Source organism: Nonomuraea sp. NPDC001684 (genome assembly GCF_053596515.1).
Window position 1 is genome coordinate 1 of the sequence record NZ_JBSFGJ010000278.1, and the last position, 12,636, is coordinate 12,636.

Annotated in this window: 15 protein-coding genes and 1 tRNA gene; 8 read left to right on the forward strand and 8 right to left on the reverse strand. The window is 73.9% G+C overall.

Annotation, left to right across the window (positions count from 1 at the left end):
• Both ACWCSD_RS34940 and ACWCSD_RS34945 read left to right on the forward strand, forming a co-directional pair.
• The coding region (locus ACWCSD_RS34940; RefSeq protein ID WP_449921376.1) for an LLM class flavin-dependent oxidoreductase at positions 1–692 on the forward strand (692 nt) is incomplete at its 5' end.
• A gap of 37 nt (positions 693–729) precedes the next feature.
• Entirely contained in the window at positions 730–1,134 is a 405-nt protein-coding gene (locus ACWCSD_RS34945; RefSeq protein WP_397163149.1) for a DUF3224 domain-containing protein, read from the forward strand.
• A 29-nt stretch (positions 1,135–1,163) separates the two neighbouring features.
• On the opposite strand, the gene ACWCSD_RS34950 is transcribed toward ACWCSD_RS34945, so the two are convergent.
• Positions 1,164–1,236 (reverse strand) — tRNA-Ala (locus tag ACWCSD_RS34950).
• Between the two features lie 94 nt (positions 1,237–1,330).
• On the opposite strand from ACWCSD_RS34950, the gene ACWCSD_RS34955 reads away from it, so the two are divergent.
• Entirely contained in the window at positions 1,331–1,996 is a 666-nt protein-coding gene (locus ACWCSD_RS34955; protein WP_358284056.1) for a tRNA-dependent cyclodipeptide synthase, read from the forward strand.
• A gap of 13 nt (positions 1,997–2,009) precedes the next feature.
• On the opposite strand, the gene ACWCSD_RS34960 is transcribed toward ACWCSD_RS34955, so the two are convergent.
• Together ACWCSD_RS34960 and ACWCSD_RS34965 are read right to left on the reverse strand one after the other, a co-directional pair.
• Positions 2,010–3,500, reverse strand: coding sequence for a YfbK domain-containing protein (locus tag ACWCSD_RS34960; protein ID WP_449921380.1), 1,491 nt, complete (start codon positions 3,498–3,500; stop codon positions 2,010–2,012).
• 233 nt (positions 3,501–3,733) lie between these two features.
• Positions 3,734–4,753, reverse strand: coding sequence for a type III polyketide synthase (locus tag ACWCSD_RS34965; RefSeq protein WP_449921383.1), 1,020 nt, complete (start codon positions 4,751–4,753; stop codon positions 3,734–3,736).
• Between the two features lie 172 nt (positions 4,754–4,925).
• On the opposite strand from ACWCSD_RS34965, the gene ACWCSD_RS34970 reads away from it, so the two are divergent.
• A complete protein-coding gene (locus ACWCSD_RS34970) occupies positions 4,926–5,873 on the forward strand; it encodes a helix-turn-helix domain-containing protein (RefSeq protein ID WP_358284063.1) in 948 nt (315 codons plus the stop codon).
• A gap of 1 nt (position 5,874) precedes the next feature.
• Here ACWCSD_RS34970 and ACWCSD_RS34975 read toward each other — a convergent pair whose 3' ends face one another.
• On the reverse strand, positions 5,875–6,537 hold the full coding sequence (locus ACWCSD_RS34975; protein WP_397163154.1) for a TetR/AcrR family transcriptional regulator: 663 nt from the start codon (positions 6,535–6,537) through the stop codon (positions 5,875–5,877).
• A 22-nt stretch (positions 6,538–6,559) separates the two neighbouring features.
• Between ACWCSD_RS34975 and ACWCSD_RS34980 the strand changes: the two genes are divergently transcribed.
• Both ACWCSD_RS34980 and ACWCSD_RS34985 read left to right on the forward strand, forming a co-directional pair.
• Positions 6,560–7,891, forward strand: a complete 1,332-nt coding sequence (locus ACWCSD_RS34980) for an MFS transporter (RefSeq protein ID WP_449921386.1) — start codon at positions 6,560–6,562, stop codon at positions 7,889–7,891.
• Positions 7,888–8,301: a hemerythrin domain-containing protein gene (locus tag ACWCSD_RS34985; RefSeq protein ID WP_397163158.1), complete on the forward strand. Its 414-nt coding sequence runs from the start codon at positions 7,888–7,890 to the stop codon at positions 8,299–8,301. Before ACWCSD_RS34980 ends, ACWCSD_RS34985 begins: the two co-directional genes overlap by 4 nt.
• A gap of 15 nt (positions 8,302–8,316) precedes the next feature.
• Here ACWCSD_RS34985 and ACWCSD_RS34990 read toward each other — a convergent pair whose 3' ends face one another.
• The 3 genes from ACWCSD_RS34990 to ACWCSD_RS35000 all read right to left on the reverse strand — a co-directional run bounded on the left by ACWCSD_RS34990 (position 8,317) and on the right by ACWCSD_RS35000 (position 10,288).
• Complete coding sequence (locus ACWCSD_RS34990; RefSeq protein ID WP_449921390.1) at positions 8,317–9,180, reverse strand: pyridoxamine 5'-phosphate oxidase family protein; 864 nt, start codon at positions 9,178–9,180, stop codon at positions 8,317–8,319.
• Positions 9,181–9,624: a VOC family protein gene (locus ACWCSD_RS34995; RefSeq protein WP_364329419.1), complete on the reverse strand. Its 444-nt coding sequence runs from the start codon at positions 9,622–9,624 to the stop codon at positions 9,181–9,183. It abuts the gene before it with no gap.
• Positions 9,625–9,712: 88 nt separating this feature from the next.
• The gene (locus ACWCSD_RS35000; protein ID WP_397163163.1) at positions 9,713–10,288 is read right to left on the reverse strand and encodes a CGNR zinc finger domain-containing protein; all 576 of its coding nucleotides are present in this window, start codon (positions 10,286–10,288) and stop codon (positions 9,713–9,715) included.
• Positions 10,289–10,386: 98 nt separating this feature from the next.
• Here ACWCSD_RS35000 and ACWCSD_RS35005 point away from each other — a divergent pair, with 98 nt between their 5' ends.
• Together ACWCSD_RS35005 and ACWCSD_RS35010 are read left to right on the forward strand one after the other, a co-directional pair.
• Positions 10,387–11,016, forward strand: a complete 630-nt coding sequence (locus ACWCSD_RS35005; protein WP_397163164.1) for a TetR/AcrR family transcriptional regulator — start codon at positions 10,387–10,389, stop codon at positions 11,014–11,016.
• On the forward strand, positions 11,013–12,494 hold the full coding sequence (locus ACWCSD_RS35010) for an FAD-dependent monooxygenase (RefSeq protein ID WP_449921394.1): 1,482 nt from the start codon (positions 11,013–11,015) through the stop codon (positions 12,492–12,494). The genes ACWCSD_RS35005 and ACWCSD_RS35010 overlap by 4 nt, the downstream gene beginning before the upstream one ends.
• Here ACWCSD_RS35010 and ACWCSD_RS35015 read toward each other — a convergent pair.
• Positions 12,453–12,636 (reverse strand): hypothetical protein (locus ACWCSD_RS35015; protein WP_449921397.1); only part of this gene is annotated, 184 nt, incomplete at its 5' end. The genes ACWCSD_RS35010 and ACWCSD_RS35015 overlap by 42 nt on opposite strands.

Below are 12,636 nucleotides of genomic sequence, written 5' to 3' on the forward strand. Positions count from 1 at the left end.
CCACCCTGCTCGTCCCCGACACGCTCGGGACGCTGTCGCCGTTCGCCGCCGCGGCCGCGGCCGCCGCCGTCACCACGACGTTGCGCGTCGGCACGTACGTGATCAGCGCCCCGTACCGCACGCCCGAGACCGTCGCCTGGGAGACCGCCACCCTGCATACCCTCACCGGCGGACGCTTCGAGCTGGGGCTGGGCGCCGGGCGTCCGGGCGCCGAGCAGGACGCGGCGGCGCTCGGCGTGCCGTTCGGCACCCCGGCCGAGCGCGTGGCACGCCTGGCCGCCACGATCGACGCGGTCAAGGACGTGCCGATCCTGGTCGCCGCGACGGGCGCGCGCGTGCTGGGGCTGGCCGCGCGCAAGGCCGACACGGTGGCGCTCGGCGTGCCGCCGCAGCACACCGAGGACCAGGTCGCCGCCAAGCTCGACGAGCTGTACGAGCTGGCCGGCGACCGCTTCCACGACCTGGAGCTCGGCATGAACCTGGTGGCCGCCGGCGGCGAGCCGCCCGCCTGGCTGGCCGGCCGCTTCGGCCCGCTCGGCCCCGAGGCCACCGGCCTGCTCACCGGCACCCCCGACGAGATGGCCGACGTCCTGCGGCGGCGCAGGGACCGGCTCGGGATCTCGTACGTGACGGTGAACGCCCAGTTCATCGACGCCTTCGCGCCCGTCGTGGAACGTCTGGCCGGTACCTGACGGAAGCTGACAGGTAAGACCGGCATGATGTTTTCCCATGACCGCAAAGGGAACCTTCGACACCGCCGGCTGGGACGCCAAGCCGCCCTTCGACGACCGCGACGGCGTCGCGCTCGGCCTCGTCAGCATGACCAAGACCTTCCACGGCGACCTGACCGGGACGAGCGTCGTCCACCTGATGGTGGCCTCGACCCCGGTGGAGGACTCGCGCGCCTACGTGGCGCTGGAACGCATCGAGGGCACCCTGGAGGGCCGGAAGGGCGGCTTCGTCGTGGCGCACCAGGCGCTGAGCGACCGCGGAGGGCAGTCGCTCACCATCACGATCGTGCCCGACTCGGGCGTCGGCGAGCTGACCGGCATCACGGGACGGATGAACATCATCATCGCCCCGGACGGCTCGCACTCCTACACCCTGGACTACGAGCTGCGGGAGAGGGAGTGACCCGGGCGAACGCCCGGGTGGATGAGGGGTGGAGCTATGGGGATTCGAACCCCAGACCTCCTCCATGCCATGGAGGCGCGCTACCAACTGCGCCATAGCCCCTTGCTGCGGTCACAAGTGTATCGGACTCCGGGACCCGCCACACACATGCGCGTACCGGGCATACGCTGAGTCAAATCTTGCTACTCTCCGTGCCATGTCCAGCGTGCAGGCCGTCCCGTTGACCCCGCGGTGCGCGAAGATCCTCGCCGCTCGTGAGCATGCCGTCGTCGAGGTCAGCGCGTTCAACGGGTTCTTCACCCTGCGGGCCATCCGCAGCCTGCTGGAGTGGGCGACCCGCACGTTCACCGGGGTGCACGTGCTCGTGCCGGGCGTCGAGCTGGCCGGCACGCTGGTCGCGCGCGGGCTCCCGTCCGGGGCGGCGCTGATCAAGGCGCGGTCGGCGGCCAACAACACGCGCAACCGGGTGATCCGGGTGCTCGAAGGCATGGGCGCGGCCAACGCCACCGTCTTCGACTGGAACGAGCTGGCCGGCAACCGCGCCTACCGGCGCTCCCGCCGGGAGCTGGAGCGGCTGGCCGCCAAGGACGCCGCGTTCCGCGCCCGGTGCGTGGCGGCGGTGCTGCCGAGCGTCGGCGGCCAGGAGCTCACCCCCGAGCAGGCCGCGAACGCGCTGCCGTTCCTGCTGGCCGGGCTGCCGCTGGTGCTGAACAGCCCGGCGATCCTGCGCACGGGCTCGTCGGTGTTCTGCCACCCCGAACCCATGCCGCTGGTGGGGGAGCTCTACGCGGGCACACTTCCCGTCTCGCGCTCGCCCCACCAGGGCTTCGTCGCCTCCCGGCCGGCCCCCGACCCCGCCTGACCCCGCCGGGCGGTCAGCCGACCGAGCGGGCCTTGTCGATCAGGGTGACCAGCTCGGCGACCATCGGGTCCTCCGAGGTCCGCGCCAGGCGCCCGGCGTGCTCGCGCAGCGCCGGCAGGTCCAGGCCGAACGCCTTCCTGTCGCGCAGGTAGACGGCAAAGGCCGCGACCACCACGTCCACCTGCAGCCGGACCGGCGTACCGGTCCAGATCGAGGCGTTCAGCTCGTCGGCCCGCAGCGACTTGCCGGCCTCGGAGGCCGCCCGGGTGTCGGGGTCCTGCCAGCGCACGGTCGCCTGGGCGAGCTGTCCCCGCGCGCCCGGCTTGAGGTGCAGGGCGTACAGGGCCGTGACCGAGTGGCCGGGGCCGATCTCGCCGCCGTCGCGGCTGTCGTCACGGAACTCCTCGGCCGACATCGCGCGGTTCTCGTAGCCGATGAGCTGGTAGCTCTCCACGACCGAGGGGTTGAAGACGACCTGCGCCTTGGCGTCGCGGGCCCGTACCTCGATGGTGGCCGGGAGCTGGGTGGTGAAGACCTTCTCGGCCTCCTGCTCGGAGTCCACGTAGACGGCCATGCCGTCGCCGTTGTCGGCCAGCTGCTCCATCAGCTCGTCGCCGTAGTCGCGGCCGACGCCGACGGTGAGCAGCGTGACCTGCTTGCCCGCGTACTCCTTGACCTGCTCCACGATGGACCGCCACTCGGTGTCGCCCTGGTTGGCCAGGCCGTCGGAGAGCAGGACGACCCGGTTCGTGGCGGCGGCCCGGAACGCCTGCGACGCCTCCCGGTACCCGGTCAGGACGCCGCTCTGCAGGTTCGTGCCGCCGGCGGTGTCCAGCTCGTCCACCGCGGCGTGGAGCTGGCTCCTGGCGGTGAGCGGCGTCATGGAGGCCAGCACCTCCGCCTCGTCGCTGAACGCCACGAGCGACACCTGGTCGCCGGGCGCGAGCTGGTCGAGCAGCTTGTGCAGGGCCGACTTGACCAGGTCGAGGCGGCCGGTCTCGGCCATCGAGCCGGAGACGTCGACCACGAACGTGAGGTTGGCCGGGCGGCGCGCGGCCGAGTCGGAGGCGCGGGTCTGCAGGCCCACGCGGAGCACGGCCTCGTCGCGGCCGGGCAGCCGGGCGCCGTCCACGTGCACGGCGAAGCCGTCGTCGGAGGGCTGCGCGTAGTCCTGCCCGAAGGCGTTGACCCACTCCTCGGGGCGGATCTCGCCGGGCGCGGGCCAGCGCCCTTCCTGGAGCGTACGGCGGGCGTAGCCGTACGAGGCGGTGTCCACGTCCAGGGCGAAGGTGGAGATCTGCGCCTTGGTCGTGTCCTGCTCGGACTCCTGGGTGCCGGCCGGGGACGCGCTCGGCGCGGGTTGACGCTGCGTGTCGGACAGGGGGGCCCGCGCGGCGCTGCCGGTGGACGATCCGCCGGAGCCGCCGCACGCGGCGAGTCCGAGAAGCGCGGCGAGCCCGACGCTGATGGCCAGGGGACGAATGGCTAAGGGGCGACATCTCATCACAACCACCTCCGCGTCCTATGACGGAGATCCGTGTGGCAGCGGCCGGGCCGGAGACGCAAGCGAGCGCAAACCGCGATCGTCACGTGATCAGTTGTGACACATCAGGATTGATGGGATGGGCGGGGATGTGCCGCGCGGACGGTCGCGCGGGCCCGGAGGAGGCCGCCGTCGCCCCGCCGTTACCGGCCGTCGCCCGGTCGTCATCGACCTTCGCCCGTCGGCCGGTCGCGTCACCAGTGCAGCAGGAGCAGTTCGGCGGAGAAGCCGGGCCCCAGGGCCATCAGGACGGCGGGGCGCCCGGGGTGCCCGCGGGTCTCCTGGAGCACGTGGAGCACCGAGACCGACGACAGGTTCCCGTACGTCCGCAGCGACCGCCAGGTCACGTCCAGGGCCCTGGGATCGAGGTCGAGGCTCTGCACGATCTTGTCGATGACCTTGGGGCCGCCGGGGTGGCAGATCCACGTCGGCACCTGGTCGGGGGTCAGGCCGTAGTCGGCCAGGAAGGCCCTGATGTCGTCGGCCAGCACCTGGTCCACGAAGTGGGTGAGGTCGGCGTCGAGCACGATGTGGAAGCCGTGGTCGCCCACCTCCCATCCCATCAGGTGCTCGGTGTCGGGGTAGAGCCTGCTGCGGGTGGCGACGACCTCGGGGCCCCGGCCGCGCCCGGTGGCCACGACGGCCGCCGCGCCGTCCCCGAACAGGCCGCTGGCGATCATGTTGGCGATCGAGGAGTCGTCGCGCTGGATGGTCAGCGAGCACAGCTCCACGCAGACCAGCACGGCGGCGTGGTCCGGCCAGCCGCGCAGATAGTCGTGCAGGCGCGACAGGCCCGAGGCCCCGGCGGCGCAGCCGAGGCCGAACACGGGCACCCGCTTGACGTCGCCGCGCAGCCCGAGGCGCTGGGCGAGCTTGGCGTCCAGCGAGGGCGTGGCCAGGCCGGTGGTCGAGCAGAACAGCAAGTGGTCGATCTTCCCCGGCGGCACGTCGGCCTTTTCGAGGGCGCCTCGGACGGCCTGTTCGCCCAGGTCGAGGGCGATCTCGACGTACATGGCGTTGGCGCGGGCGAAGGAGTCGAGCTTGGTGTAGCCGTCCAGCGGGAGTGCGAGGTTGCGGCCCACGACGCCGGTGGCCGCGTGGAAGCGCCGCAGCAACTCCTCGTCGCAGTCCGTCAGACGGGAGAACGCTTCGGTGATCTCCGCCTGCTCGTAGCGGTGATCGGGGAAAACGGTCTCTACCCCCGAAATATGCATATATCACTCCTGCCGCAGGGAGCGGAGCGCTAACCTGCTCGCGCCGGATATGGGCGGTTAATATGCGGATGTGCCGCTTCCGTCCTCCGGCCGACCGCCCTCGACCCCCGCCGCCCCGCTTCGGGCCTCCGCCCGGCCGCCGGTTCCGGTTCCGCTGCCGGTTCCCGCCCGGTTGCCCACGGTCGCCGTGCTGGCCTTCGACGGGATGGCGCCGTTCGAGCTGGGGTGCGTCGTGGAGTTCTTCGGGCTGCCCCGGCCCGAGCTGGACGTCCCCTGGTACGACCTCAAGGTGTGCGCCGAGACCGCCGAGCCGCTGCGCGTGGTCGGCGGGTTCACCATGCAGGCCGCGCACGGGCTCGACGTGCTGGCCGGGGCCGGGACGGTGATCGTGCCCGGCGTGGCCGACGTCCGGGGCGAGGTCTCGGGCGAGCTGGTCGAGGCGCTGCGCCTGGCCCACGGCCGGGGCGCCCGGATGGTGTCGATCTGCTCCGGCGCGTTCGCGCTGGCCGCCGCCGGCCTCCTGGACGGCCGCGAGGCCACCACCCACTGGAGGTACGCCGACCTGCTCCAGCGGCGCTTCCCCGCCGTCCGCGTCAACCCCTCGGTCCTGTACGTGGACGGCGGCGACGTGCTGACCAGCGCGGGCAGCGCCGCCGGCCTCGACCTGCTCGTCCACCTGGTGCGCAACGACCACGGGCCGAACGTGGCCAACGCGGTCGCCCGCCGCCTGGTCGTCCCGCCGCACCGGGAGGGCGGTCAGGCCCAGTTCATCGAGGCCGCCGTCACGCCCGTGGCCGACGACGGCGGCGTGGCCAGGGCGATGGGGTGGGCGCTCGACCACCTGGCCGAGCCGATCGGCGTGGCGGACCTGGCCGCGGTGGCGCACATGTCGCAACGCTCGTTCATCAGGCACTTCAAGCGGCAGACCGGGACCAGCCCGCTGCGGTGGGTGATCTCGCAGCGGGTGGCGGCGAGCCTGCCGATGCTGGAGACGACGGCGGTGCCGGTGGAGGAGATCGGGGCGGCGGTCGGGTTCGAGAGCCCGGCGACGTTCCGCCACCACTTCACCCGCGCGATGCGCACCTCACCCTCCGCCTACCGCCGCGCCTTCGGCCCCTGACTCACCCCGTCGCCGTCTGGCCGGGGCGGGGGAGCAGGCCGTCCACCAGGGCGCGCAACCCCAGCTCGTAGGTGTCCTCGGCGGTGAGCTCGGCCCAGCGGCCGCCCAGTTCGGCCAGGCGGGGCAGGGCGGCCGGGTCGAGGCCGGCGAAGACCTGGTCGCGGTAGGTCGGCCCGCCCTCCTCGCGCCTGCGCCCGGCCGCCGCGCGGACGGCGATCTCGCCCGCCGTGTAGTGCCAGATGATCCGGTAGAGGTGCACGGCGCGCTCGGCCGTCAGGCCCGCGCCGAGGGCCGCGTCGATGATCTTCTCCGGGTACCACAGCGCGCCGACCGCGAGCAGGTCGTCGGCGCGCAGCACGTCCACCGCCCAGGGGCAGCCGGCCACCGCGTCGCGCATGGCCAGGGCCACCACGACCACCCGGTCGCGCGGGTCGGCGGGCAGGTCGGGGCGCGGCAGCCCGGCCGCGTACTCGTCGAGCAGGAGCAGCAGCAGCTCCTCCTTGTCGCGGACGTGGTGGTAGAGCGCCATCGGCGTGCTGCCGACCTCCTTGGCCAGCCTGCGCATGGTCAGCCCGCCGACGCCGTCGGCCTCGATGACCCGGTGCGCCGCTGCCACGATGTCCGCCCGCGAGATCCGGGGCGGCCTTCCAGTGCGTGCGGGCATGTCGTCATGCTACTTTCTATACATGTATAAAAAGACATCTCCCTGGACGGCGGTGGTGGTCCTGGCGTTCGCCGTCGCCGTCGGGTCACTCCAGATGACCGTCGTCGTCCCGATGCTCCCGCTGCTCCAGAGGCAGTTCGGCGCGTCGCCCACCTCCGTCTCCTGGACGCTCACCGCCGGCCTGCTGTCCGGCGCGGTCGCGATCCCGCTGCTGTCCCGGCTGGGCGACATGTACGGCCGCCGCGCCGTCGCCCTGTCCGCGCTCGCCCTGCTCGTGGCCGGTGCGGCGGTCGCCGCGCTGTCCGGCGCGCTCGGCGCGGTCGTCGCCGGACGGGTGCTCCAGGGCGTGTCCGCCGCGCTGCTCCCGCTGGCCATGGGGCTGGCCAGGCAGGCGGTCCCCGCCCACCGGCTGGCCACGGCGATCGGCGTGCTCAGCGCCACGATCGGCGTGGGCAGCGGCGGCGGCATGATCCTGGCCGGGCTGGTCGGCGGCGACCACCGGGCCATGTTCTGGATCCTGGCGGCGCTGGGCGCGCTGAGCTTCGTGCTGGTGGCGGCGCTGGTGCGGGAGGCCGTGCCGGCCGGGCGGGCGGGGCGTCCCGACCTGGTGGGGGCCGTGCTCGTCGCCGGCTGGCTGGTCTGCCTGCTGCTCGCGATCAGCAAGGGCGGCGCCTGGGGCTGGACGTCGCCGCCGACGTTGGGCCTGCTCGCGGGGGCGGTCGTGCTCGCGGTGGCGTGGGTGGTCACGGCCCGGCGCACCGCCTCGCCGCTGATCGAGATCCCCATGCTGCTGCACCGGGGCACGGTGGGGGCCACGGTGGCCTCGTTCCTCATCGGGTTCGCGCTGTTCGGGGCGATCACCACGCTGTCGGCGGTCGCCCAGGGCACCCTCGGGGCCTCGGTGCTGCAGGTGGGGCTGTATCTGCTGCCGACCACGGTGCTGATGCTCGCCGTCTCGATGCTGGCCGGGCCGCTGATGCGGCGCTTCCCGGCCGCGGCGCTGGTCTCCGGCGGCTCCGCGCTGGTCACCGCCGCCGCGGTGTGGCTGGTGGTCTTCCGCGACACCGCCGCCGACCTGTACGGGGCCGCCGCCGTCCTGGGCCTCGGCGTCGGCCTGGTGTACGCGGCGCTCGGCACGATGGCCGTCGAGCACGTCGAACCGGCCAAGACCGCCGCGGCCGGAGGCGTGAACGCGCTGGTCAGGGTCGTGGGCAGCAGCCTGGCCGGAGCCGTCGGCGCGGCCGTGTCGGCCGCCGGGGGAGCGGGCTGGAGCTTCGGCGTCGCCGCCGGGGCCGCCCTGCTGGCCGCCGTGTTCGCGGCCGTCCATCGGGCGAGGGCGGTGGCGTGGGCATGAGCGAGGAACAGCGCCTGATCGCGTGGGGCGACGAACTGGTGAAGCTGCACGACGGCTTCCGGCGGGAGCTGGCGCGCCTGCGGGCCGGCGGCGAGGGCTTCGACCTGCGCACGCACTGCCTGGCCTTCTGCGCCGCCCTGCACGCCCACCACGAGGGCGAGGACGCGGTGCTGTTCCCGCACCTGGCCGCCGAGCGTCCCGAGCTGGCCGACGTCCTGGCCCGGCTGGGGGCCGAGCACCGCGTGGTGGCCCGGCTGGTCGCCCGCGTCCGCGACCTGGCCGGCACGGACGCGAGCGCGGGCGACGAGCTCGACCGGCTGGCCGCCGAGCTGGAGGCCCACCTGGACTACGAGGAGGAACAGCTCGTCCCGCTGCTGAACGGCATGACCTCGATGCCAGAGAACCTCTGAGCCCGCCGCCCGTCGTCAGCGGGCGACAGGCGGGTTGAAGCGGTGGAGTTCCGGCGGGGTCCAGCCCGCCCCGACCGTGCCGTCCACCTCCGTGTACGCGGTCAGCTCGAACCGCACCGACCGCTGCTCCGCGGCCCAGTCCACCTCCGCCCGGCCGGTCAGGTGGAGGGTGCGGCCGGCGTCCCAGTCGACGAACAGCAGCCCGGCGGCCGGGTCGAGCTCCAGGTTGCCGAGCGTCATGTACATCGAGTTGCCGACGTAGTCCGGGAACTCCAGCGACCCCGGCCCGGTCACCCGGACGAACCCCGGGTTGCCGCCCCGGTGGGAGACGTCGGCCCCCAGGCCCGCGGCGCGGGTGGCGATGAAGAACGTGTCGGCCCGCTCGATCCACTCGACGTGGCCCGGCGCGAGCCGCGTCCCGCCGCCGACGACCTCCGGGACGCCGGGCGCGGCGGTGGGCTCGCGGGCCTGGATGTACTTGGGGCAGTTGGAGTACACCTGCTCCGTCCAGATCACCAGGCCGCCGCCCGCCTGGACGGCGGTGCCGTTCACGCGCATCCGGCGCCGGGTGCGCGGCTCGATGGCCAGCAGCCCGATGTCGCGTTCCGCCGTGAACAGGCCGCGCAGCGGCGCCGCGGGCAGGGCGCGGACGGTGATCGTGCGGTCGTCGTCGGCGTCGGCGAACCCCGGCTGCCCGGTCAGCACGTCGGCCCACACCTGGCCGAGGTCGTCGGCCGCGCCCGCGACCAGCAGGTGCTGGGCCCGCAGGAACGCGGCGGCCACCTCGGGGATCTCGGGACGGGTGCGCGAGCTGCCGAACGCGCCCGGCGTCCGCACCCCGGCGCGCGCCTGGACGGCGATCTCCCCCGGATGTCTCATTTAGAAGAATCCGCAGGTGGGAGCGCCGGCCGTGGGAGCGGGACGGTCGCCCGCGGCGCCGGGGGCGGAGATCTCCAGCCGGATGCCGTCGGGGTCCTCGAAGAACACGCCGCCGGAGGAGGCGCCCTCGCCGTGCGGGACCACGCCGTCGTGGTGCAGCTTCGCGCCGATCTCCCTGATGACCTGCTCGGCCCTGCGCACCGCGTCGAGGTCCTCGACCTGGAAGGACAGGTGGTGCAGGCCGGGCAGGGCGGTGGGGAAGCGGCCGTCGCTCTGCTGCCAGAGCGTGACGACGAGCTTGCCGTCCTGGGCGAGGAGGGCGTAGCGGCGGCCGTCCTCGGCGGACTCGTGGGCGACGGTGAAGCCGAAGACGCGGCCGTAGAACTCCTTCGACCTGTCGAGGTCGGTGACGTTGAGCCCGACGTGCCCGGTCCGGAATGACATACGACTCTCCTCGTCTAACGGTTGCACGACTGCTTGGCCGTTAGAAATCAATATAACGGCAAAAGTGGGTCGTTGGCGTTAGAGAGGGCTATTTCTTGTGTTCCCGGTAGTGCCGCGCCGCCCGCGCGCGGTTGCCGCACGCCGGTGAGCACCACTCCTGGCGCGGGTGCTCCTTGACGAAATAGAGCACGCAGCGCGGGGCCCCGCAGGTGCGGAGCAGGACGCGGTCGGGGCCGGCCAGGAACTCCACGGCCGCGACGGCGAGCCGCCCCCGCAGGCGCGTGGACGGGTTCGCCTTGGTCGCGGGGGCCATGGTCAGCGCCGGCTCGCCGGTCCACGACAGCTGCGGGGCCGTGGGGGCGGCCAGGGCGGTCGCGTTGACCAGGGCCAGCGACTCGGCGAAACCGGGCAGGGTGGCCGCGTCCGCGGCGCTCGGCGGCTCCGGGGCGATCGCCCTGGCCAGCAGCGCCCGGACGGCCTGGCGCAGCCGTACGGTCTGCTCGCGCAACTCCTCCGTGGCGGTGAATCCGGGCGGCAGGTCCAGGTCGGCCGCGTGCTCGCGGAGCCATTCGGTCATCGCGGCGGCGTCGCGCAGCCGGTCGACGGGCCCGGAGCGGTCGGCTCTGACCGTGCCGGCGAACTCCATGGTCAGCGTGGTGGACATCTCTCCAATCTAACGCCTGCTCGGTCGGGTGGCCGTTAGGTAAAGAATTACTTCTACAGAAAGATTGCGTGATCAGAAAAAATGCGTACTCTGAAAGAGTGACCGGATTGAGGGAACGGAAGAAGCAGGCGACCCGCGAGGCGCTGATGGACGCGGCGCTCAAGCTGGCCTTGGAGCGCGGGCTGGAGAACGTCCGGGTGGAGGACGTCGCCGAGCTGGTCGGCGTGTCGCCGCGCACGTTCAACAATTACTTCTCCAGCAAGTACGAGGCCCTCGCCGCCCGCCACACCGACCGCGTCCGGCGGACGGTGGCCGTGCTGCGCGCCCGCCCGGCGGCCGAGCCGCTGTGGGAGGCGCTGATCGCGGCCGTCGCCGAGCCCTGGGAACACGCCCTGACCAGCCCGGGGCCGCCCGACGCCGACCGGCTGGCCCTCACCAGGCTGCTGGCCGAGGAGCCGGCGTTGCGCGCCGAGGCGCTGAAGGCCCAGTTCGCGGCCGACGGCGAGCTGGCCGCGGCCGTGGCCGAGCGCACGGGCACCGATCCGGACGAAGACCTCTACCCGCACCTGGTGGCGGCCACGGTGAGCGCCGCCGTGCAGGTGGCCGTCGGCCACTGGCTGCGCTCCGACCCGCCCGTCCCGCTGGTGCCGGTGCTGCGTGAGGCGCTGCACCGGCTGGCCGCGGGGCTGCCCGCCCCCCACCCCAGAACCGAAGGAGAGACCCCATGACCTCGACAGACGCCGCGGTCGCGGACGTCGTCATCGCCGGCGCCGGGCCCAACGGCCTGATGCTGGCCTGCGAGCTCAGCCTGGCCGGAGTCCGGCCCGTCGTGCTCGAACGCCTGCCCGCCCGCAGCGACCGGCCCAAGGCCAACGGCATCATCGGCCAGGTCGTCGGCCTGCTGCACCAGCGCGGGCTCGCCGCGGTGCCCGCGCCGGTGCCCGCGTTCGTCTTCGGCGCCATGCCGCTCGACCTGGCCGGGCTCGACGGCAACCCGCTGCGGGCGCTGCCCGTCCGGCAGCCGGAGCTGGAGGAGCTGTTCGAGCGGCGGGCCGTCGAGCTGGGCGTGCAGATCCGGCGCGGCCGCGAGCTGACCGGCTTCGAGCAGGACGCCGAGGGCGTCACGCTCGCGGTGACGGGCCTCGAAGGCCCCTTCGAGCTGCGGACGCGCTACCTGGTGGGCTGCGACGGCGCACACAGCCTGGTCAGGAAGCGGGCCGGCATCGGCTTCCCGGGGGTGAGCGCGCCCGACGTCGTCAGCCGCACGGCCCACGTCACCGTGCCGGGAGCGGTCGTGCGGCCCGGCACGGCCGAGATGGAGGTGCCCGGCCACGGCACGTTCGCGCTCTACACCTGGCACCGGACCGAGCGCGGCGCGTACGCGATGCTGCCCACGGGGCCGGGCGAGCTCTCGGTCACCGCGATGGAGTGGGGCGGCGAGGTCCCCGGCGACGACGTGCCGATGACGATCGGCGAGCTGCGCGCGAGCCTGGCCCGCGTGCTCGGGGCCGACCTGCCGCTCGCCCCGCCCACCGGCGAGGGCCCCCACCTGCTCCGGCGGCTGAACGGCCGCGAGACCCGGGTGGCCGACCGCTACCGGGCGGGCCGCGTCCTGGTGGCCGGCGACGCCGCCCACGTGCACTCGGCCATGGGCGCCCCCGGGCTCAACCTCGGCCTCCAGGACGCCGCCAACCTGGCCTGGAAGCTGGCCGCCGAGCTCCAGGGCTGGGCGCCCGAGGGGCTGCTCGACACCTACGACGCCGAGCGCAGGCCCGCCGCCGAGCGGGTGGCCCTGCACTCCAGCGCCCAGCTCGCCCTGGCCGCGCCGGGCCCCGACGTGACCGCCCTGCGCACGCTGTTCGCCGAGCTGCTGGACGACGACGCCAACCGGCGGCGCGTCGCGGCGCTCATGGCGGGCTCCGACCTGCCCTACCCGACGCCCGGCAGCGGGCATCCCCTCGCCGGCCGGTTCCTGGCCGATCTGCCCGCCGAGCCCGCGTCCCGGGCCCGTCCGCTGCTGCTCGACCGCACCGGCGAGCTGCGCGTGCGGCACGAGCGGGTCGAGACGGTCACCGTGCCGTCGTGCCCGGCCGAGGCCGTGCTGGTCCGCCCCGACGGCTACGTGGCCTGGGCGGGCACGCCGGACGAGACGCTGACGCGGGCGCTAGAGACCTGGTTCGGCAAGGGTGTCGAGGTGGCGGCGTAGACAGCGGCGCATCAGGCCGGGCGTCATCCGCTCGGGGTGCAGCACGCCCTCGACCGTGAGCCCGTCGCCCGAGGAGGCCAGCGGGTGGCCGAAGGCGATCGCGCCGCCGTAGGGGTTGACGCGCTGGTCGTCGTCGGCGATG

Bases quoted from the DNA above. Each gene is read 5' to 3' on its own strand.
- ACWCSD_RS34945 (WP_397163149.1), top strand. From the start codon at position 730: ATGACCGCAAAGGGAACCTTCGACACCGCCGGCTGGGACGCCAAGCCG.
- ACWCSD_RS34955 (WP_358284056.1), top strand. From the start codon at position 1,331: ATGTCCAGCGTGCAGGCCGTCCCGTTGACCCCGCGGTGCGCGAAGATC.
- ACWCSD_RS34960 (WP_449921380.1), bottom strand. From the start codon at position 3,500: ATGAGATGTCGCCCCTTAGCCATTCGTCCCCTGGCCATCAGCGTCGGG.
- ACWCSD_RS34965 (WP_449921383.1), bottom strand. From the start codon at position 4,753: ATGCATATTTCGGGGGTAGAGACCGTTTTCCCCGATCACCGCTACGAG.
- ACWCSD_RS34975 (WP_397163154.1), bottom strand. From the start codon at position 6,537: ATGCCCGCACGCACTGGAAGGCCGCCCCGGATCTCGCGGGCGGACATC.
- ACWCSD_RS34980 (WP_449921386.1), top strand. From the start codon at position 6,560: ATGTATAAAAAGACATCTCCCTGGACGGCGGTGGTGGTCCTGGCGTTC.
- ACWCSD_RS34985 (WP_397163158.1), top strand. From the start codon at position 7,888: ATGAGCGAGGAACAGCGCCTGATCGCGTGGGGCGACGAACTGGTGAAG.
- ACWCSD_RS34990 (WP_449921390.1), bottom strand. From the start codon at position 9,180: ATGAGACATCCGGGGGAGATCGCCGTCCAGGCGCGCGCCGGGGTGCGG.
- ACWCSD_RS34995 (WP_364329419.1), bottom strand. From the start codon at position 9,624: ATGTCATTCCGGACCGGGCACGTCGGGCTCAACGTCACCGACCTCGAC.
- ACWCSD_RS35000 (WP_397163163.1), bottom strand. From the start codon at position 10,288: ATGTCCACCACGCTGACCATGGAGTTCGCCGGCACGGTCAGAGCCGAC.
- ACWCSD_RS35010 (WP_449921394.1), top strand. From the start codon at position 11,013: ATGACCTCGACAGACGCCGCGGTCGCGGACGTCGTCATCGCCGGCGCC.